This window comes from Actinopolyspora xinjiangensis, assembly GCF_900104475.1.
In the GTDB taxonomy this organism is placed as follows: Bacteria; Actinomycetota; Actinomycetes; order Mycobacteriales; family Pseudonocardiaceae; genus Actinopolyspora; species Actinopolyspora xinjiangensis.
This window is the reverse complement of sequence record NZ_FNJR01000015.1, coordinates 43,070-62,817: the sequence shown is the minus strand read 5'-3', so window position 1 is coordinate 62,817 and position 19,748 is coordinate 43,070. Positions and strand designations below refer to the sequence as shown.

Below are 19,748 nucleotides of genomic sequence, written 5' to 3'. Positions count from 1 at the left end.
CGAAGGGTCAGCCCGCGCTCGACCCCCGAGGAAACAGCGGCCTGCCCGAACGGCGGTGCCGGCAGGTCGCATCACGTGAGGAGCGCGGCGGTCGGGCCGCCAGCAACACCGCGCACGTGATCACCAGTGTCACCACCACGAACACGGTGGCGCCGATCTCGACGAGAACCCCGATGGGCATGGTCACCTCCCGTGACTGGCCTCATCCACGGCTCGACTCCCGGCCCGCAGGCTGGCCACCGTCACCACCACGAGAATGAGCAGGATCACCGACAGCGAAACCGGAGTGGCGATCTCGGGAACGGCGGGCCAGATCCCGTGCGCCCAGTGCAGCATCAACTTCACACCGATGAACGCCAGAATCAGCGCCAACCCGTGGTTGAGATACACCAGTTTACCCAGCACGGAACGCAGCACGAAATACAACGCCCGCAGCCCCAGCAGCGCGAACGCGTTGGTCGTGAAAACCAGGTAGGGATCCTCGGTGATGCCGTACACGGCGGGTACGGAATCCACGGCGAAGACCACGTCGGTGGCGAAAACCGCCACTACCACGACGGTCATCGGGGTCAACGCACGGCGCCCGACCTGCCGCACTGTCAGACGGGTCCCGTGGTAGTCGTCGGTGACGGGCATCAGTCGACGCAACAACCGCACCGAACGCATCCGCGAGACGTCCCGTTCGACCGACTCACCGCCCAGCGCTTCGCGCAGGATCTTCACGGCCGTGACGAACAGGATCGCACCGAACACGAGGAAGGCCCAGGTGCCCGCCTGCAGCAACGCCGCCCCCATCGCGATGAACGCCCCGCGCAGCACCAGCGCTCCCACGATGCCGTAGAGCAGCACGCGCTGTACCAGCGCTTTGGGAACGGCGAAGGCCGTCAGCAGCAGCATGAACACGAAGAGGTTGTCCACCGACAGGGACTTCTCCACCACGAACCCGGCGAAGAACTCCAGTGCCTGAGCGGTACCGAACCACCACCACAGCCCGAGCCCGAACGCCAGCGGCAGAGCCAGGTAGAACACCGACCAGCCGACCGCCTCCCGCAGCGAGACCTCGTGCGGGCGGTGCGTGACCGCGAAGTCGGCAACCAGCAGGGCCAGCAGCACACCGATACTGATCGCCCACAACCACGGGGAGCCCACCGACTGCGGAGCGGCAGCCAGAGCAGACGGGGCACCGAACACTTGAGACCTCCCGAACAACGTCGTTCGAGGTCTCCTTCACCCCGGCAGCGGGGCCGATCCCGGGGACACCGTGGTGATGTCCGTACTGACCGGGTGAACGCGCGGAAGTACTCCCCTCTTGGCTGAGTATAGGGGATGATTAGTCCGCTTCGCCAAATTCGTTCGGCTTTTCGTCGTCGTGGTCATCGCTTTGTGTGTAGTGTTCGTGCAGCACTGAAACGACAGTCTCGACTATCACCTCAGGGCTTGTCCGCGCCCCGGCCAAGGCCGGTCCAGCCCCCTCGGGAGGGTCTCGACGACCGCGAAGCCACGGCCGAAAAGTCGCCCCGCGCCGCCGCGACCGACTCATCGCCCGACCTTCGACCGACACGAACGCCCCATCGGGGCTCTTCGCCCACCGCGGTCAGGCACCGACGTATTCCGCGAGGTGCTTGCCGGTGAGGGTGGAGCGGGCGGCGACGAGGTCGGCGGGGGTGCCCTCGAAGACGACGCGTCCCCCGTCGTGCCCCGCGCCGGGGCCGAGGTCGATGATCCAGTCGGCGTGTGCCATCACCGCCTGGTGGTGCTCGACGACGATGACCGACTCGCCGGAGTCCACGAGCCGGTCGAGCAGCCCGAGCAGCTGCTCCACGTCGGCCAGGTGCAGCCCGCTGGTGGGCTCGTCGAGCACGTAGACACCGCTCTTCTCGCCCATGCGGGTGGCCAGTTTGAGCCGCTGCCGTTCACCCCCGGACAGCGTGGTCAACGGCTGCCCCAGAGTGAGGTAGCCGAGGCCGACGTCGGAGAGTCTGGCGAGGATCCGATGCGCGGCCGGTGTGCGCCCCCGACCGGAACCGAAGAACTCCAGAGCCTCCGAGACCGGCATCGCCAGCACTTCGCTGATGTCGCGATCGGCGAGGCGGTACTCCAGCACCGAGTCCTGGAACCGCCTGCCCTCGCACTCCTCACAGGTCGTGGCCACGTCGGCCATCATCGCCAGGTCGGTGTGGACCACCCCGGCGCCGTTGCAGTTGGGGCAGGCCCCTGAGGAGTTGGCGCTGAACAGCGCGGGTTTCACCCCGTTGGCCTTGGCGAAGGCCTTGCGGACCGGGTCGAGCAGGCCGGTGTAAGTCGCCGGGTTGCTGCGCCGCGAACCGCGGATCGTCCCCTGGTCGATCGACACCACACCGGCCTCGGAGGGAAGCGAGCCGTGCACGAGCGAACTCTTCCCGGAGCCCGCCACCCCGGTGACCACCACGAGCGCACCGAGCGGGACGTCGACGTCGACCCCGCGCAGGTTGTTCGCCGTGGCCTCGCGCACCTCCAGCGCCCCGGTGGGGGTGCGTACGCCGTCCTTGAGCCCGACCCGGTCGTCGAGGTGGCCACCGGTGACGGTGCCCGAGGTTCGCAGCCCTTCGACGGCGCCCTCGAAACAGACACGTCCCCCCGACGTGCCGGCGCCGGGACCGAGGTCGACGACGTGGTCGGCGATCCCGATCACCTCAGGCTCGTGCTCGACCACGAGCACCGTGTTGCCCTTGTCCCGCAGCCGCAGCAGCAGCTCGTTCATCCGCCGGATGTCGTGGGGGTGCAGCCCGGTGGTGGGCTCGTCGAAGACGTAGGTGACATCGGTCAACGAGGACCCCAGATGGCGGATCATCTTGGTGCGCTGCGCCTCGCCACCTGACAGCGTTCCCGACGGGCGGTCAAGACTGAGGTAGCCCAACCCGATCTCCACGAACGAGTCGAGCGTGTGCCGCAGCGTGGCCAGCAGCGGGGCCAGAGACGGCTCGTCCACACCTCTCACCCATTCGGCGAGATCGCTGATCTGCATCGCGCAGGCCTCGGCGATGTTGATTCCGGCGACCTTCGAGGAGCGGGCCGCCTCGTTGAGCCGGGTGCCGCCGCACTCCGAACACGAGGTGAAGGTGACCACCCGCTCCACGAACGCGCGCACGTGCGGCTGCATCGCCTCGACATCCTTGGACAGCATCGACTTCCGGATCTTGGGGATCAGCCCCTCGTAGGTGAGGTTGACGTCGTCGACCTTGATCCTGGTCGGCTCCCGGTACAGGAGGTCGTCGAGCTCCCGCGCGGTGAACTCGCGGATCGGCTTGTCCGGGTCGAAAAAGCCACAGCCCCGAAAGATACGACCGTACCAACCGTCCGTGCTGTAACCGGGGACCGTGAGAGCCCCCTCGTTGAGCGACTTGCTGTCGTCGTAGAGCTGCGACAGGTCGAAGTCGGTGACCGCGCCCCGCCCCTCACAGTGGGGGCACATGCCGCCGGTGACGCTGAAATCGCGGCGTTCCTTCACGGTCCTGCCCCCGCGCTCGAACGTGACCGCGCCCGCTCCGCTGATCGAGGCGACGTTGAAGGAGAACGCCTTCGGTGAACCGATGTGGGGCTGTCCGAGCCGGCTGAACAGGACCCGCAGCATCGCGTTGACATCGGTGGCGGTGCCGACCGTGGATCGGGCATCGCCTCCCATCCGTTCCTGGTCGACGATGATCGCGGTGGTCAGCCCGTCGAGCAGGTCGACCTCGGGGCGAGCCAGCGTCGGCATGAAACCCTGCAGGAAGGCGCTGTAGGTCTCGTTGACCAACCGCTGCGACTCGGCGGCGATCGTGTTGAACACCAGCGAACTCTTCCCGGAACCGGACACTCCGGTGAACACCGTCAGCCGACGCTTCGGAAGTTCGACACTGACGTCGGCGAGGTTGTTCTCCCGCGCACCGTGCACGCGGATCAGATCGTGGCTGTCGGCGGGGTGCGGCGCGGAGGACCGCGTGTGCGTGCTTCCGGTCATGCTCCTCGTGTCTCCCTCGGTCGTGGGCTCTCGGCAGCCCCCGTCGACTGGGGCCGGGCTCGGTGCTGAGCGGCTTTCGACGGTCTCGTCCGGTAACCGGTCGGCCGTGCTCATCGGCTGTGGCACGCCGACCCCGTTACCGCTCCGTGCGCGGCGTTGCCGCCGTCACCGGACGGGTCAGCGCCGCTGCTGGACGCGGATCAGATTGCCCGCCGGGTCACGGACGGCGCAGTCGCGGACGCCGTAGGGCTGCTCGGCCGGTTCCTGGACGATATCGGCGTCGGCGAGCCGCAGCCGCTCGAAGGTGGCGTCGAGATCGTCGGTGGCCAGCAGGAGCATGGCGTAGGTGCCTTTGGCCATCATCTCGGTGATGGTGCGGTGTTCCTCGTCGGTGACGCCGGGATCGGCGGCGGGCGGGTCGAGGACCACGGACGTGCCGGGCTGCTCAGGGGGTCCGACCGTGATCCAGCGCATTCTGCCGCTGCCGACGTCGTTGCGGACCTCGAAACCGAGGACGTCGCGGTAGAAGGCCAGGGAGGCGTCGGGGTCCTCGTGCGGGAGGAAGCTCGAGTGGATGGTGATGCCCATGCCGGTCAGAGTAGTTGCGGATCGGTGATCCGCGCTTCTCGATTCCTGACCGGTCTGGTCACCCGTTTCGCCACGCACGCCGGCATTCCGGCCGTGACGCGTACCGCCTCGCGCCGGTACGTGCTGGGCGGCACGCCGACCAGCTCGGTGAAGCGGGTGCTGAAGGTGCCCAGGGAGGAGCAGCCGACCGCGAAACAGACCTCGGTGACGCCGAGGTCACCCCGTCGCAGCAGCGCCATGGCACGTTCGATGCGCCGTGTCATCAGGTAGGAGTACGGGGACTCGCCGTAGGCGCGCCGGAAGGCACGGCTGAGGTGGCCGGCGGACATGTGCACGCCACGGGCGAGTGCCGCCACGTCCAGTGGCCGCGCGTACTCCCGATCGATCCGGTCCCGGACCCGGCGCAGCCGGGTGAGTTCGTCCAGACGGCGCGCCGACGACGGGGTGCTGGTCACTCCCCGATGCTGCCAGGTGACCCACGAATCACCCAACCCGCTGACATGCCGGTGCTCGAAAAGCGCGGCGAGCGACCCGCCGACCGAAAAGAAACCCGGTGACCTACGTCGATGCTAGTTTGCACGAGCAATCGACTCGTTCGTCGACCCCGGCTCGTTCGAGGAGCAACCCGGTGACCGCAGGTTTGCACGTCTCGTGGCAGACACTGGCGCTCGTGGCGATATCGACGGTGTCGATCTATGTGGCGCTGATCGCGTTCTCCCGCATAGCCGGGCTGCGTTCGTTCTCGCAGATGACGAACTTCGACTACGCGGCGACGGTGGCGTTCGGCTCCATCACCGCCACCACCGCGGTCAGTTCCGAGGTTTCGTTGCTGCAGGGCATGTTCGCGTTGGCGGCGCTGTTCACCACGCAGAGCCTGCTGGCGTACCTGCGCAAGCACGGCAGGGTCGAACGGCTCTCCGACAACCGACCGCTGCTTCTCATGGACGGTTGCCGGGAACTGCGCGAGAACCTGGACCAGGCGCAGATGACCCGCAACGACCTCTACGCGAAACTGCGGCTGGCGGGCATCACCCGGCTGGAACAGGTCGAGGCGGTCGTGCTGGAGACCACCGGAGAGGTATCGGTGCTGACCGTCGACCCCGAGGGTCGTCCCGTGGACAGCAAGCTGCTAGCCAGTGTGGACGGACCACAACCGCCGGTACGCGACGATCTGTCCACCCACACCTCGGACTCGTCCGAGTCCGCGGACCCCTCCTCCGAACCGCCCACACGGCCGGGCGAGGACCGGTAACTCCCGCAGGTTCGGGTCCACCGGTCCTCCACGAGAAAGCGGTGCTGCCGAGGCGGTCTGCGGCTACTGCACGGCGGTGACACACGGATGCGTGCGGTCACCGGCTACAGCAGTAGCGGTGGGAACCGGATACCTCGGGAAAAGGGGACGGCAAGGACACCGCGGCGCGGTGTCGATCCGATCCTGCGCACCTGAGGATCCGGACGCCCCGACGCCGGCCAGCGCTCGGTTGAACGCACTGCGCTCGACCACGGCTTGATGGCGCCAGCCAGGCTGGCTCTTCGACGTCCCGAGGCGACAGGTCCGACTGGCCCCTTTTCGGCGTATCCGGTTCCACCCCCTTGTAGACAATTTTCGGGAATATCTGTTGCTGAGCGGTTGGAAGGTCTGGTTCAGGGGTGGATGATGTTGTCCAGGCGTGGAAACATCTGAGCCTCCCCCCGGGGGCCTGGGTGGGGAAGCCCAGAGCTGAGGGAGGGGATCGTGTCAGGGTTCGAGGAGAAAGCCACCAAGTACGCGCGCTGGCTGAGGGAGCGCGCCGCGCAGAAGGCTGAGACCGAACGGACCGACGCACGGGAGGAGGCCCGGCAGCGCCGCCAGGTGCAGGAGTTCTTCGCCTTCGCCCGCCGCCATGGTGCGCCTGCGCTGCCCCGCTATATCGCGCGGGATGCCGGCTTCGAGGGGCGGCAGACGCGCTACGAACGGACCGACGAGGTGTACGTCGTGGCTTGCGAGTGGATCGAGGCAGTCACGCGGTTTGACGGCCCGTCCTGGGCCGTCGACGCCGACGGCACAGTTCACCGCCCCGTGTCGGGCGGCGCCATACCGAGCTACACCACCGGCAGCCCACTCGGTATCGTCGACCGCCAGTTCTTCATCACGCATGATTTCAGCAGCAGCGGGCCGACAGGCGGCTTCGTCGACGAACAACTTCCCGCGGCGGCCGCGGCGCTGCTGGAGCCCGCACCACTGGCCCAGGGCATGAGGACGGGAGTGCAGGACAACGGCTGGATCGGTTACCTGGCCCCCTGAGAGACCGGCACCGGCGAAGGCCGCGTGATCCGCCAGTGACTCGACGCCCGCAGCGGACAGAATGACCGAGACACCCCTCGAGACCGCACCGCGTTCAGCACCGGGCCCGTTCTTCCCCGTTGTGAGGTGAGAGGGCTGGCCTTGTTGTGTCGCTGCAGCCGAAGGTTCCACGCGGCAGCCGGTGCCGATCAGCAGCGCCACCAGCGCGGTGGTGCGTAGCTGGTGAGTCTCGGGGACGTGGTCGGGAGTGATGTCGGCTGGGAACTTGTCCTCGATGAATTCCTGGGGGGGCGTCGAACGAGCGCGAGGATTCGCTGACCTTCTTCAACGGCACCGACGGGCCGAACATCTCGTGCCACTTCTTGTTCGGGAGTGGTGCGCGGTCCAGGGCGAGGACGACTACGCCCCGCGCGAAGGATGTGGCAGTTGCGGTGGGTGATGGACCCGCTAGCGAGGCAATGAATCTTCGCCCCGAGGCGACAGGTCCGACGACGGCCCCGCGCTGTTCGCAAACACAGTGGAATCCGATCGCGGAACATCCACACCGGTTCCCAACCGCCCAGGGGGGATCACCCACCGGTCTGGTCAGCGTCCCCGGAACGCCCGCCGAGCGCCTGCCGGTCTCCCGGACCTCCCGCGCGCGGCGTGCTGCTCAGATCGGTGGGCACCTCCTTGCGGGCCACCGCCTCGGCCGCGCGCACGGCTTCGGCGACCTCGGGGTTGGAGGACATGTCGAACCAGTTGGCCACCGAGGGGTCGTCCTGCTCCGGCGGTTCGTGGGGCATTTCCTGCTCCGGCGGTTCGTAGCGGAACACGCCCTCCTCGTCGGGGGTGCCCAGCATCCGGGCGAAGCCCTCCAACGACTTGCTGAACTCGCTGGGCACGACCCAGACCTTGTTGGCATCGCCCTGAGCCATCTCGGGCAGGGTCTGCAGGTACTGGTAGGCCAGCATCTCCGGGGTGGGTTTGGCCCGTTTGACGGCGGCGAACGTCTTCTCGATCGCCTTGGCCTCGCCCTGGGCGGTGAGGTACTTGCTGGCCCGCTCCCCCTGCGAACGCAGGATGTTGGACTGCCGTTCCCCCTCGGCGTTGAGGATGGCGGCCTGCTTGGAGCCCTCGGCGGCGAGGATCTGAGACTGCTTCTGCCCCTCCGCCGTTTTGATGGCGGACTCGCGTTCCCCCTCGGCGTTGAGGATCATGGCGCGCTTCTCCCGGTCGGCGCGCATCTGCTTCTCCATCGAGTCCTGGATCGACGGCGGTGGGTCGATCGCCTTGAGCTCGACCCGGGCGACCCGGATTCCCCACCGGCTGGTCTCGCTGTCCAGCACCCCGCGCAGCTGGCTGTTGATCTGGTCACGCGAGGTCAGCGTCTCCTCCAAACTCATACCGCCGACCACGTTGCGCAGTGTGGTGGTGGTCAGCTGTTCGACTCCCTCGATGTAGTTGGAGATCTCGTACACCGCCGAACGGGACTCGGTGACCTGGAAGTACACCACGGTGTCGATGGACACGGTTAGGTTGTCCTGGGTGATCACCGACTGCGGGGGAAACGAGACCACCTGTTCCCGCAGGTCGATCTTGGCGCGCACCCGGTCGAGGAACGGAAACAACATGTTCAGCCCCGGAGAGGCCACGGTGCGGAACCGTCCCAAACGTTCGATGACCGCGCTGGTGGCCTGCGGCACGACCAGGATGGTCTTGGCCAGCAGCACCGCCACCAGCAGCACAATCACCAGCAGCACAATCCACACGGCAGGCTCCACGTCCGCCTCCTCAAGGTTCGGCCCACACCACGGCGACGGCGCCCGAGATCTCCATGACCATCACCGTGCGCCCCACGTCCAACACCTGCGTCTCGTCGAAGGAACGCGCCGACCACACGTCACCGTCGATACGCACCCGACCGTCCCGAGCATCCACCGTGGACTCCACAGTGGCACGCTTGCCGATCAGCGCGTCCACGTTCGTGCGTGGCTCGATCCCCTCACTCGTCTCCCGCAGCAACCTGCGTTTGAGCGCGGGGCGGGCCAGGAAGACCAGGCCACCGGACAGGGCGACGAAAACAACCGCGTCCAGCCACAACGGGGCACCGAGCGCCGCCGCACCGGCGGTGCCCATGGCGGCGAGCCCCAGCATCAGCAGCACCAGCTCGCCGGAAGTGACTTCGGCCGCCACCAGCAGCACTCCGGCGAGCAACCACACCAACGCGGCCATACACCCATGGTGACAGATCGAATCATCTTCGTGACCGGTCAAGTGGCTCGCGGGATCGTTCCCGGAGGAAAAGGCTAGTCCCCGGCGAGGGTGACGAAGTCGATGAGGCGTTCCACGGCACCGAGCAGCGGGGGCCGCAGGTCCCGGAAGTCACGCACCCCGGCCAGGACCCTGCGCCACCCCTCGGTAGGATCCGCCCACCCCAGTTCGCGGCACACCCCGGTTTTCCAGTCGTAGCGCCTGTCGACCTCCGGCCATTCGGTGATGCCCACAGCGGCCGGGCGCACGGCCTGCCAAACATCCACGTAGGGATGCCCCGTCACCAGCACATCGGCGGTGTCGACCCGTTCGGCGAGGCGGGTCTCCTTGCTGCCGGTGACGAAGTGGTCCACCAGTACCCCCAACCTGCGCTCGGGACCGGCCTCGAACTCGGCGACCTGCCGCGGCAGGTCGTCCAGCCCGTGCAGCGGTTCGACCACTACACCGGCGACACGCAGATCATGCCCCCAAACCCGTTCGAGCAGTTCGGCGTCGTGCAGACCCTCGACCCAGATCCTGCTGGCGCGAGCGGTGCGCGCCGGAGCGTCGGCGACCGCGAGCGAACCCGAGGCCGAGCGGCGCGAGAAGCGGTCCGTGGCCGCGACGGCGGGAACGAGCGTGACCCTCCTGCCCTCGTGGCGGAAACCACCGGTGCGCATCGGGAAGGCACGCTGGCACCCGTGGCGGTCCTCCAGGATCACGTTGTGCTTGGTGAACTCCCCGCGCTCCAGCCGCACGACCGCGCCGCAGAACTCGCCGGTCGCGTCCTCGACGACCGTGCCGGGCTCGGCGGGCAGCTCGGGCGGGGACTCGCGCCGGTCGCGGCCGGTGGCGAGCACATCGCGGCCGTAGTCGGTCGAACGCACGGGGATCACTCTATCCTCCCCGGCCGCTCGGAGGCCGGCGACGTGCCGCGAGGGTGTTCACGCGATGCGACCACGACGGGGATTCGACCCGCTGGCGACGATCACGGCCACGTCGGTATCGTCGGTGGACGTGCCATGTCCGAGCGCAACGATGGTGGTGTGGACGTCCGCGTGGCTGCACGGCGCGGCCGCCTCGGATGACGTGCTCGACGCCGCACAGGCGTGGGCCGAGGTTCATCAGGTGTGTGCCGCGGACGCGGAGACGGCGACGCGACTCGAACTCCCCGAGCCCGGTGAGACCCCGGCGGGGCTCGCGCTGCTGCTGGCGGCGGTGCGCAGGGCCGGAGGTGGATCCGGAGGCCTCGCGTTGCCGGTGGCGGGCGACGTGCGCGGCCTCGACGGTGCCTCCGAGTTCTCCCGCCACGCCCTGCGGCGGGGTGAGGCCGCTGTCTTCCCCGACGCCCGGCTGGGGCTGGTCCCGGAGCGGCACGTGGAGGGGATGCTGCGTTGGACGATCCACCAGATCGGCGAGCTCGCCCCAGCAGAGCACGTCCCGGTCGGTGAGGCCGAGCACGGCATGTCCTCGGCCATGCGGGAAGCCGCCAGCACGCTGACCGAACTGGACGTCTCGCGCCGACGCCCGGGAGTTCGCGGGGAGATCGCCGAATCCGTCTCGGCCCGTCCCCAGCCCTCCTGGCCAGAGGGAGTGCCACAACGCTGCCTGCGGGTGCTGCAACGCTCCACCGAACTCGAGGCGATCCTGCGAGTGGCCGCTGACGACGCCCCCGGAGGAGCCGTGTCCGCCTCGGCGGACAGGGTGCGCAGTCAAGCACTCAACCCGCTGTTCGAATCGGTGCGAACCGCCCGACGCGCGGCGGTGGACGAGATGGTGCGGGTACTGCGTCAGCGGGCCGAGCAGCACTGAGCACGCCGCGTGCGCGGCCCCGGCCGCATGGGGCGGGCGGTGGTGGTTGCCGCCGCCGGCGAGTGCCCACGAACCACCACCGCGGGAGATCACTCCTGTCGAGCGCTCAGCAGCACCCCTGCGCCACGCACAACTGACCGTTGGCCGTACAGCCCGCCGTGACCAGCGGGGACAGCTTGCGAACCCGCTGGTTCTCGACGTGCTCGGAAACCAGCTCGGCGATCATCCGCGCATAGCGGGGGTCCGTACCGGCGGTGTCGGCCCGGGCGAAGCCCATCCCGAGCTCCCCGGCCTTCTCCGCGGCCTCGTTGTCCAGGTCCCAGATCACCTCGAGGTGATCGGAGACGAACCCGACAGGGCTGGTGACCACGGCGGGCACCGACCTGGCCGACAGCTGATCCAGATGGTCGCAGACGTCGGGCTCCAGCCACGGCACGCTCGCCGGGCCGGAACGGGACTGCCAGACCACGTCGTACCCGGTGACACCGACGGCCTCGGCGACCAGGCGGGCGGACTCGTGAACCTGCCTGGAGTACCACCGCGGGCGTCCGTCGGCGCCGCTTCGTTCCTCCGCGCTCAACGGCACCGAGTGGGCCGTGAACACCAACCGGGCCTGGGTACGAACATCCTCGGGCAGGTGGGCGTAGGCTCGCGTCACCGCGTCGGCGTTGGCGGCGACGAACAACGGGTGGTCGTAGAACTGCCGGAGCTTGACCAACTCGGGAGCCCGCTGTTGCCCGATCGCGTCCCTGGCTCGCGCGATGTCCTCGTGATACTGCCGACACCCCGAGTAGCCACCCCACGCGGAGGTGGCGAAGACCAGGGCCCGCCGCACCCCGTCGGCGGCCATTCGCTCGACGGTGTCCTCGACCATCGGGTGCCAGTTGCGGTTGCCGAAATACACCGGCAGGTTCAGCCCGCGCTCGGCGAGCTCTCCCTCCAGGGAGCTCATGATGTCGCGGTTGAGGCGGTTGAGCGGTGACACACCGCCGAAGTGGTGGTAATGCTCGGCTACCTCGTCGAGCCGTTCCGGGGGAACATTGCGACCGCGAGTCACGTTTTCCAGGAAAGGCCGTACCTCCTGGTGTCCTTCCGGGCCACCGAAGGAGAGGTACAGCAGCGCGTCAACGTCATCCGAGCTGTTCACGCGACCATGATAGGCCGGGGAGGGCCCTCGGCCGCACAGGCGGGGTGCGCGGCCGAGCCCGATGTGCCCCTCCTCACCGAGGGGTGAACACCTCCGGTGGTCAGGCCCCCAGCGCGTGGAACCCGCCGTCGGTCATGATCATGGAGCCGGTGGTCTTCGGGAGCCAGTCCGACAGCACGGTGCACACGGTGCGGCCCACCGGCTCCGGATCCTCCACGTCCCACCCCAGCGGGGCGCGCTCACCCCAGGTGTCCTCCAGCTGTTGGAAGCCCGGGATCGACTTGGCGGCCATGGTGCGGACCGGGCCCGCGCTGACCAGGTTGACCCGGATGCCGCGTGGGCCGAGCTCGCGCGCCAGGTACCGCGAGGTGGACTCCAGGGCGGCCTTGGCCACCCCCATCCAGTCGTAGGCGGGCCAAGCCACCCGGGCGTCGAAATCCATCCCCACCACGGAGGCGCCCTCACCCAGCAGGGGCAGGCATGCCCTGGTCAGCGAATTCAACGAATACGCCGAGATCTGCAGCGTGTTGGACACGTCCTCCCACGGGGCTGCCATGAACTCCGCCCCCAGGCAGGACTCGGGAGCGTAGCCGATCGAATGAACCACACCGTCGAGGCCGTCGACGTGTTCGGAGACCGAATCGGCCAGACCGGCCAGGTGCTGGTCGTTGGTGACATCCAGCTCGATTACCGGGGCCTTCTCGGGCAGTCTGGCGGCGATCCGCTCCACCAGCTTGAGCCGCCCGAACCCGGTGAGCACCACCTGGGCCCCTTGTTGCTGGGCGACCCTGGCCGTGTGAAACGCGATCGAGGAATCGGTGATCACACCGGTGATCAGGATTCGCTTGCCTTCCAGCAGTCCACTCACTTGCCGCTTCCTTCTACTGATCGTTCTGTTTGCTCGGATCGCAAGAGGTGCCACGACGTGCCCCGCCCTCACGCACGACCCCACCGGGAAGGACGGCGACGAACGGGGGCATGACACCGGCACCCTCGGGATGATCAGTGCCCCATACCGACCCCACCGTCGACCGGGATCACCGCTCCGGTGACATAGCCCGCGCTTTCCGAGGCCAACCACCGCACGGCCCCCGCGACCTCGTCCGGCTCGGCATAACGCCCCAACGGCACCTGATCGAGGATCTGCTGCTTGCGCTCCTCGGACAGCTCCTCCGTCATGTCGGTGGCCACGAATCCCGGGGTGACCACGTTGGAGGTGATACCGCGCGAGCCGAGTTCCCGGGCCAACGAGCGGGCGAAACCGATCAACCCGGCCTTGCTCGCCGCGTAATTCGCCTGGCCGGGCGCGCCGGAAAGGGCGACCGTGGACGAGATGAAGATCATCCGGCCTTTCCTGTTGCGCAGCATGCTGCTGGCCGCGCGTTTGGCCACCCGGTAGGCGCCGGTGAGATTGGCGTCCACGACCCGCTGGAACTGCTGCTCCCCCATGCGCAACAGCAACCCGTCGTCAGTGATGCCCGCGTTGGCCACCACCACCTCCACCCTCCCGTGGGCGGCCTCGACCTCGTCGAAAGCGGCCGCCACCTGGTCGGGATCGGTCACATCGCACCGCACACCGAGCATCCCGTCAGGCGCTCCCGATCCACGATGGGTGACCGCCACGTTGTCACCGGCCGCCTGGAACGCCTGGGCTATCGCCAGCCCGATCCCCCGATTGCCGCCGGTGACCAACACGGACCGTGTCACTGCCGCAACTCCCTTTCCAAAAACACTGTCAACCGCCGTTCGTCGTCCAGCGATGTTCACCCGAACCCTCGCTGAGGCTATCGGCCGTGCCGATGCGCTCCGACATCGGATCGGACGTGGTGCGACGACGAGAGAATCCCGCCCTCGACGAGCGGCACCGCTGTCCACCGCGGCGCCAGGAACACCCTCGTCACCACGACGACCCCACCGGCACCGGACTGGGCGAGACCCCACGCCCGGCCGGTAACATGCCCGTGAACAACGTCGATCGAGACCACACAGGGCGGACACCGACCTCCGGCACGACACCGGCCCCACGCCCCCCGGGAGGAGGCCTCGCGTTGAGCAGAACGGTCCCCACCGCCGCGCACCTCCCGGAGTTCGCGGCCCCACTGCGTTCCGCGCTCTCGGGGCAGGCCCGCTTCGACCCGGGCACCCGCGCCCTGTACGCCACCGACGCCTCCAACTACCGGCAGGTGCCCGTCGGTGTGGTGTTTCCCCGCCACGCCTCCGACGTGGCGGCCACCCTCGCCGTGGCACGGGAACACGGACTCTCGGTCACCTCGCGGGGAGCGGGCACCAGCATCGCGGGCAACGCCATGGGCCCCGGCCTGGTACTGGACTTCTCCCGGCACATGAACCGGATCGAACACCTCGACCCCGATCGACGGCTCGCCCGGGTACAACCCGGGGTGGTGCTGGACACGCTGCGCGCGGCCGCGCAGCCGTACGGACTGACCTTCGGCCCCGACCCCTCCACCCACAGCCGCTGCACCCTCGGCGGCATGATCGGCAACAACTCCTGCGGCACCCACTCGGTGGCCTGGGGGAAAACGGCGGACAACGTCCACGAGCTGGACGTGCTGCTCGCCGACGGCACCCGCCTGACACTCGGCCCCACACCACCGGACACACTGGACACCCTGTGCGCGCGGGGCGACCGCACCGGCAGGCTGTACCACCAGCTGCGCGCACTGGCCGAGGAATTCGGCACGAACCTGCGCGAGAACACACCCGAGCTGCCCAGACGCGTATCCGGCTACAACCTGCAGCAACTGCTGCCCGAGAACGGGTTCCACCTCGCACGGGCCCTGGTCGGTTCGGAGGGAACCTGCGCGACGATCCTGTCCGCCACAGTGGAACTCGTCGAGCTCCCCACCGCCCGCGCGATGGTGGTACTGGGCTTCGACACCACCTACGCCGCCGCCGACGAAGTCACCCACCTGCTCGAACAGGACACCCTCGCCATCGAGGGCGTCAGCGGCGAACTGGTCGACGTCGTCAGGAACCGCAACCCCGACTCGCCCGCGCTGTCCCTACTGCCCGAGGCGAAAAGCTGGCTGCTGGTCGAAACCGGCGGCACCGACCAGGACACGGCCCGACAGGCCGCGGAAACGATCGCGAACTCCCTCGGCACCCGCGCCACCACCGCGATACACACCGACCCGCGACACATGGCCGCGTTGTGGAAGATCCGGGAGGAGGGCTCCGGCTACGCCACCCGGATGGCCGATGGCTCGGAACGCTGGTCCGGCTGGGAGGACGCCGCCGTCCCACCCCGCAACCTCGGCGCGTACCTGCGCGAGTTCGACGAACTGCTGCGACACTTCGGCTACCACGGAGCCAGCTACGGCCACTACGGGGACGGATGCGTGCACGTGCGCATCGACTTCGACCTGATGTCACGCGCAGGCGCGGCCGACTACCGCAGGTTCCTGGAATCGGCCGCCGAGCTGACCGTGGCACACGGCGGCTCCCTGTCCGGGGAACACGGCGACGGCCGGGCCCGCTCGGAACTACTGTCCCAAATGTACCCGCAGCCGATACTGACCGCCTTCGAACGCTTCAAAACCGCGTTCGACCCCGAAGGGCTGCACAACCCCGGCGTGCTGACCCGACCGAGACCGGTCGACGGTGATCTGCGACTGCTGGTGGCACCACCCCGCATCCCCAGCAGAACCACCCTGGCGCTGCGGCCCGACGACGGCGACCTCGCTCCCGCCACCCGAAGATGCGTCGGAATGGGCAAGTGCCTCAACACCTCGGGTGGAGTCATGTGCCCGAGCTACCGGGCCACCCACGACGAGAAGCACTCCACACGCGGCCGAGCCCACCTGCTGTTCGAGATGCTGGCGGGCCAGACCGTACGAGGCGGCTGGCGCTCCCCTCAGGTGCGCGAAGCGCTGGACCTGTGCCTGTCCTGCAAGGGCTGCAAAACCGACTGCCCGGTGGGCGTGGACATGGCCTCCTACAAAGCCGAGTTCCTGCACCGGCACTACCACCACCGGCCACGCCCGGCCAGCCACTACTCGATGGGCTTCCTGCCACTGTGGCTTCACCTCGCCAGCCGGACACCGGGCCTGGCCAACCGGATCACCCGGGGCGGACTCGCCCCGCTACTCAAACGGCTCGGCGGCATAACCCCCGAACGGGAACTACCTCCACTGGCCCACCGAACCCTGCGCGAACGGTACCGCGAACGCGGCGAACCCGGCGCCGACGGCGAAACGGTGGTGCTGCTGCCGGACACGTTCACCAACTACCTCGAACCGGACCTCGGCCTGGACGCGATCGCGGTACTACGCCGACTGGGACACCGGGTCGAGCTGCCCCCCGGACCCGTGTGCTGCGGACTGACCTGGCACTCCACCGGGCAACTCGGCATCGCCCGAGAGATGGTCCGCCGCACCGCGCGTCGGCTGCGTCCCCGGACCGGCGCGGGCATACCGCTGGTGGGACTCGAACCCAGCTGCACCGCCTTCCTGCGCAACGACGCGCTCGAACTGTGTCCCGACGACGAGGACGTGAGCGCCATGGCCGCTGCGGTCACCACGTTCGCCGAACAGGTCGCGCCGCGACGGGACCTGTGGCGGCGGGACAGTACCGGCACGAGCGGGCAGGCACTGGTCCAGATTCACTGCCACCAATACGCCGAGTCCGGCTTCGAGCCGGACCGCGCCGCGGTGGAAGCCACCGGACTGCGCACACGAATACTGGACTCCGGGTGCTGCGGACTGGCGGGCAACTTCGGCTTCGAGCGCGGCCACTACGAAGTGTCGATGGCCTGTGCCGAAGACAGCCTGCTGCCGCAAGTACGCGCGGCTGGAGAGCACACGACGGTGCTCGCCGACGGGTTCAGCTGCCGGACCCAACTCCGGCACGCCACCAACAGCGAACCCCTCCACCTGGCGAGCCTGCTCGCACGCACGCTGGGGGTAACCACATAGGGACACGCCGACGCCCCCGTGGAACAGCACGGAAACTAGAACCCGTTCTCCCCCGCGTCACCCGCCGAAGCGTGCAACACCCCCGGCAGTACGGCCAGCTCGTCGACCAGCGCGGAGACGTCGTGCTTCCCCCGCAGCCGCAGCGCCACCACCGCGGTACGCTGCCGGTTGTCGTCACTGTCCTCCCGCTCGACCTGCAGGTCCAGCACCGCCCACCCCCGACTGGTGCACAGCGTCAGCACGTTGCGCAGCACCCCGTGCCCGTCCAGATAACCGATGCGCACAATCCGAGGCTCTCGCATCGCCCTGCGCAGCACCGCCACCAGCCGCTGGTAACCGACCACCACGATGAAGTGCGCCAGCGTGGTCGCCGCCGCCAGCAACAACAACCCACCACCGCAGGCCATCCCCACCGCCGCCACCACCCACACCGTGGCGGCCGTGGTCAGCCCCCGAACGGCGTCACGACGAACGAAGATGAGCCCGCCACCGATGAAGCCGATTCCGGAGACGATCTGCGCCGCCACCCTGGACGGTCCGAGCTGCACGTTGGGCCAGGTCAGGGTGTCGAGGAAACCGTATTTGGACACCAGCACGAACAGCGCCGCACCGACCCCGACCAGCGCGTGCGTGCGCAGGCCCGCGCTTTTGGCGCGAACCTCCCGCTCCAGGCCGATCAGGCTGGACAGCAACAGGGCCGCCCCCAGCTCGACGAGCAGTGGCAGCTCACCGAGGCCCGTGATCGACGAGGTCATCCACCGAAGTTACCGCCACTCCGCCGAGTTCGGCGGGAACGCGCGACGGCGTGCCGGAGGGTCCTCCCACCGGAGATCACCCACCGCTCAGGGCAACCGCTGCCCCACCAGCAACGCAGCGCCCGCCGCCACGATCGCGGCCAACGTCCCCAGCACGAACCACGGTTTGCTCGCGTCGGTCCGCTTGACCTCGTAACCGATCTGCTCCTGCAGGGTGTCGTAGACCGACCGCAGCTGCTCCGCGCTGGCCGCCTTGTAGAACTCACCACCGGCGAGATCGGCGATGTGCCGCATGGCCTGATCGTCGACCTCAACCGGCTGGCGCTGACCCTGGATCCGGATGCTGCCGTGCTCGGTGCCGAACGAGATGGTGGAGATGGGAACCCCGGCCTGCTTGGCGGCCTTGGCCTGGGTGTAGGCGCCGCGCGGCGCGTCCAGCTCACGCGGGATGGTCTGCCCACCGTCGGCCATCAGCACGATCCTGGCCGGTGGCGGCCCCTGCCCTCCGCCGATCATCCTCCCGAAGGAGTCGATGGCCGACAGCGAAGCCTTGATCCCCTCCCCCGTGGCGGTGGCCTCGGACAGCTGGAGGCTGTCGATGGCCTGCTTGACGCTGGGCCGGTCCGTGGTGGGCATGACCATCACGGTGGCGGTACCGGCGAAGGAGACCAACCCGAGGTTGATCCCCGGGGTGAGCTTGTCCGCGAACTCCTTGGCCGCCTGCTTGGCGGCGCGCAACCGGCTGGGGTCGACGTCCTGGGCCTTCATCGACAGCGAGACGTCCATCGTCAGCAGCACGGTGGCGCGGTTGCGGGGAACACGCTGCTCCGAGGTGGGACCGGCCAGACCGACGGTCAACAGGACCAACGCCACCCCGAGCAGCGCCATCGGCACATGCTTGCGCCATCCCTGACGGCTGGGGGCGACGCGGTCCAGCAGCGCGAGATTGCTGAAGCGCATCGTGCTACGCCTACGTCTGCGCTGAGCCCACAGGTATCCGGCGACGAGAACGCCCACCAGAATCAGCAGCAGGAACCACGCCGGGCTGGTGAATCCGCTCAGACTGGGCATCACACTACTCCCCCGGACCAGCCGCGTTTGCGGGCGACGACGAACCGGACAATGTCGGCGATCCAGTCCGAATCGGTCCGCAGCACCAGATGGGCCGCTCCGACCCGCCTCAGCTCCGCGGCGACACGTTCCCGGTGTGCTGCCGCGGCGGCGGCGAACTCACGTCGTAACAATGGTGTGGTGGTCACCTCGCGTTGTTTGCCGGTCTCGGGATCACTCAGCTGGACGGTTCCCACACTCGGAAGTTCGAGGTCGCGCGGATCGACGACCTCGATCGCCAGCAGCGAGTGTCGCGCCGACAGCCCGCGCATCGCCCGCTGCCACTCGATCCGCCCCAGGAAGTCGGAGACCACCACGGCCAGTCCCCGCCTGCGTGGCGGTCTGCGCAGCGCCTCCACCAGTGAGGCCAGATCGCCCGATACTCCCTCCTCCGGGTGCGGCACTTCGGCGACCCGCCTGAGCAACGCTCTCGCGTAGTCGGCCCCACCTCTGGCGGGGACACGAGTGAGTTCCTGGCCGTTGGAAACCACGGCACCGAGCCGGTTGCCGCCCCCCGCCGTCAGGTGTCCCACCGCGGCGAGTCCCGCTATCGCGAGCTCACGCTTGGTGCATCCCGCGGTTCCGAAATCCAGGCTGGCGGACAGGTCCACGGCCGCCCAGGTTTCCAGCTCGCGATCGGCGACCGTCTCGCGGATGTGCGGCTCGGTGGTGCGCGCGGTCACCGCCCAGTCCATCCTGCGCACGTCGTCACCGGGCTGGTAGGCCCTGGCTTCTCCCGGTTCCGTGCCCGGACCGGGGACGAGCCCCAGGTGATTGCCCTGCAGCAGGCCGTCCAGCCTGCCGCGCACCGTCAGTTCCAGGGAACGCAGCGCTTCCCGCACACGTCCGGTGTGCAACGCGGGCGGCGCCCATTCGGGGCGGTCACCGCCAGTCGACACGGTGAATC

At 68.6% G+C, this 19,748-nt stretch carries 18 protein-coding genes; 4 read left to right on the top strand and 14 right to left on the bottom strand.

The features are described 5' to 3' along the window. Positions 1 to 7 precede the first annotated feature (7 nt). The 5 genes from BLQ75_RS23630 to BLQ75_RS20040 all read right to left on the bottom strand — a co-directional run bounded on the left by BLQ75_RS23630 (position 8) and on the right by BLQ75_RS20040 (position 5,022). Complete coding sequence (locus BLQ75_RS23630) at positions 8 to 181, bottom strand: hypothetical protein (RefSeq protein ID WP_170837589.1); 174 nt, start codon at positions 179 to 181, stop codon at positions 8 to 10. A gap of 2 nt (positions 182 to 183) precedes the next feature. Then, entirely contained in the window at positions 184 to 1,191 is a 1,008-nt protein-coding gene (locus tag BLQ75_RS20055) for a TerC/Alx family metal homeostasis membrane protein (protein ID WP_092604228.1), read from the bottom strand. Positions 1,192 to 1,594: 403 nt separating this feature from the next. Then, entirely contained in the window at positions 1,595 to 3,979 is a 2,385-nt protein-coding gene (locus tag BLQ75_RS20050; protein ID WP_092604227.1) for an ATP-binding cassette domain-containing protein, read from the bottom strand. Between the two features lie 177 nt (positions 3,980 to 4,156). Then, positions 4,157 to 4,567: a VOC family protein gene (locus BLQ75_RS20045; protein ID WP_092604226.1), complete on the bottom strand. Its 411-nt coding sequence runs from the start codon at positions 4,565 to 4,567 to the stop codon at positions 4,157 to 4,159. Positions 4,568 to 4,572: 5 nt separating this feature from the next. After that, entirely contained in the window at positions 4,573 to 5,022 is a 450-nt protein-coding gene (locus BLQ75_RS20040; protein ID WP_092604268.1) for a helix-turn-helix transcriptional regulator, read from the bottom strand. 173 nt (positions 5,023 to 5,195) lie between these two features. Here BLQ75_RS20040 and BLQ75_RS20035 point away from each other — a divergent pair, with 173 nt between their 5' ends. Then, entirely contained in the window at positions 5,196 to 5,819 is a 624-nt protein-coding gene (locus tag BLQ75_RS20035; RefSeq protein ID WP_211481491.1) for a DUF421 domain-containing protein, read from the top strand. Positions 5,820 to 6,302: 483 nt separating this feature from the next. Next, on the top strand, positions 6,303 to 6,851 hold the full coding sequence (locus BLQ75_RS20030; protein ID WP_092604225.1) for a hypothetical protein: 549 nt from the start codon (positions 6,303 to 6,305) through the stop codon (positions 6,849 to 6,851). A gap of 569 nt (positions 6,852 to 7,420) precedes the next feature. Here the strand turns inward: BLQ75_RS20030 and BLQ75_RS20025 are convergent. From BLQ75_RS20025 to BLQ75_RS20015, 3 genes are all read right to left on the bottom strand, one after another. Continuing rightward, positions 7,421 to 8,614, bottom strand: coding sequence for an SPFH domain-containing protein (locus tag BLQ75_RS20025; RefSeq protein WP_092604224.1), 1,194 nt, complete (start codon positions 8,612 to 8,614; stop codon positions 7,421 to 7,423). A gap of 10 nt (positions 8,615 to 8,624) precedes the next feature. Then, the gene (locus tag BLQ75_RS20020; protein ID WP_092604223.1) at positions 8,625 to 9,065 is read right to left on the bottom strand and encodes an NfeD family protein; all 441 of its coding nucleotides are present in this window, start codon (positions 9,063 to 9,065) and stop codon (positions 8,625 to 8,627) included. Positions 9,066 to 9,139: 74 nt separating this feature from the next. After that, on the bottom strand, positions 9,140 to 9,970 hold the full coding sequence (locus tag BLQ75_RS20015; protein WP_092604266.1) for a DUF3097 domain-containing protein: 831 nt from the start codon (positions 9,968 to 9,970) through the stop codon (positions 9,140 to 9,142). Between the two features lie 151 nt (positions 9,971 to 10,121). Between BLQ75_RS20015 and BLQ75_RS20010 the strand changes: the two genes are divergently transcribed. Continuing rightward, entirely contained in the window at positions 10,122 to 10,895 is a 774-nt protein-coding gene (locus BLQ75_RS20010) for a hypothetical protein (protein ID WP_170837595.1), read from the top strand. Between the two features lie 106 nt (positions 10,896 to 11,001). Here BLQ75_RS20010 and BLQ75_RS20005 read toward each other — a convergent pair whose 3' ends face one another. The 3 genes from BLQ75_RS20005 to fabG form a co-directional block, all read right to left on the bottom strand. Beyond that, on the bottom strand, positions 11,002 to 12,042 hold the full coding sequence (locus tag BLQ75_RS20005; RefSeq protein WP_092604222.1) for a ferrochelatase: 1,041 nt from the start codon (positions 12,040 to 12,042) through the stop codon (positions 11,002 to 11,004). A 100-nt stretch (positions 12,043 to 12,142) separates the two neighbouring features. Further along, complete coding sequence (gene fabI / locus BLQ75_RS20000) at positions 12,143 to 12,910, bottom strand: enoyl-ACP reductase FabI (protein ID WP_092604221.1); 768 nt, start codon at positions 12,908 to 12,910, stop codon at positions 12,143 to 12,145. Positions 12,911 to 13,044: 134 nt separating this feature from the next. Next, positions 13,045 to 13,749: a 3-oxoacyl-ACP reductase FabG gene (gene fabG / locus BLQ75_RS19995; protein WP_092604220.1), complete on the bottom strand. Its 705-nt coding sequence runs from the start codon at positions 13,747 to 13,749 to the stop codon at positions 13,045 to 13,047. A 341-nt stretch (positions 13,750 to 14,090) separates the two neighbouring features. On the opposite strand from fabG, the gene BLQ75_RS19990 reads away from it, so the two are divergent. Next, positions 14,091 to 16,976, top strand: coding sequence for an FAD-binding and (Fe-S)-binding domain-containing protein (locus tag BLQ75_RS19990; protein ID WP_244515776.1), 2,886 nt, complete (start codon positions 14,091 to 14,093; stop codon positions 16,974 to 16,976). Between the two features lie 35 nt (positions 16,977 to 17,011). Here the strand turns inward: BLQ75_RS19990 and BLQ75_RS19985 are convergent, their stop codons facing one another. From BLQ75_RS19985 to BLQ75_RS19975, 3 genes are all read right to left on the bottom strand, one after another. Continuing rightward, positions 17,012 to 17,731 (bottom strand): MgtC/SapB family protein, encoded by a 720-nt coding sequence (locus BLQ75_RS19985; protein ID WP_092604219.1) that lies wholly within the window; start codon positions 17,729 to 17,731, stop codon positions 17,012 to 17,014. 87 nt (positions 17,732 to 17,818) lie between these two features. Beyond that, positions 17,819 to 18,802, bottom strand: coding sequence for a VWA domain-containing protein (locus BLQ75_RS19980; RefSeq protein WP_092604218.1), 984 nt, complete (start codon positions 18,800 to 18,802; stop codon positions 17,819 to 17,821). Then, positions 18,802 to 19,740 (bottom strand): DUF58 domain-containing protein, encoded by a 939-nt coding sequence (locus tag BLQ75_RS19975; protein ID WP_092604217.1) that lies wholly within the window; start codon positions 19,738 to 19,740, stop codon positions 18,802 to 18,804. Before BLQ75_RS19975 ends, BLQ75_RS19980 begins: the two co-directional genes overlap by 1 nt. Positions 19,741 to 19,748: the final 8 nt, after the last annotated feature.

Excerpts from the sequence above, each read along its gene's own strand:
- BLQ75_RS23630 (WP_170837589.1), bottom strand. The coding sequence starts at position 181 with ATGCCCATCGGGGTTCTCGTCGAGATCGGCGCCACCGTGTTCGTGGTG.
- BLQ75_RS20050 (WP_092604227.1), bottom strand. The coding sequence starts at position 3,979 with ATGACCGGAAGCACGCACACGCGGTCCTCCGCGCCGCACCCCGCCGAC.
- BLQ75_RS20020 (WP_092604223.1), bottom strand. The coding sequence starts at position 9,065 with ATGGCCGCGTTGGTGTGGTTGCTCGCCGGAGTGCTGCTGGTGGCGGCC.
- BLQ75_RS19985 (WP_092604219.1), bottom strand. The coding sequence starts at position 17,731 with ATGACCTCGTCGATCACGGGCCTCGGTGAGCTGCCACTGCTCGTCGAG.
- BLQ75_RS19980 (WP_092604218.1), bottom strand. The coding sequence starts at position 18,802 with ATGCCCAGTCTGAGCGGATTCACCAGCCCGGCGTGGTTCCTGCTGCTG.
- BLQ75_RS20045 (WP_092604226.1), bottom strand. The coding sequence starts at position 4,567 with ATGGGCATCACCATCCACTCGAGCTTCCTCCCGCACGAGGACCCCGAC.
- BLQ75_RS20010 (WP_170837595.1), top strand. The coding sequence starts at position 10,122 with ATGGTGGTGTGGACGTCCGCGTGGCTGCACGGCGCGGCCGCCTCGGAT.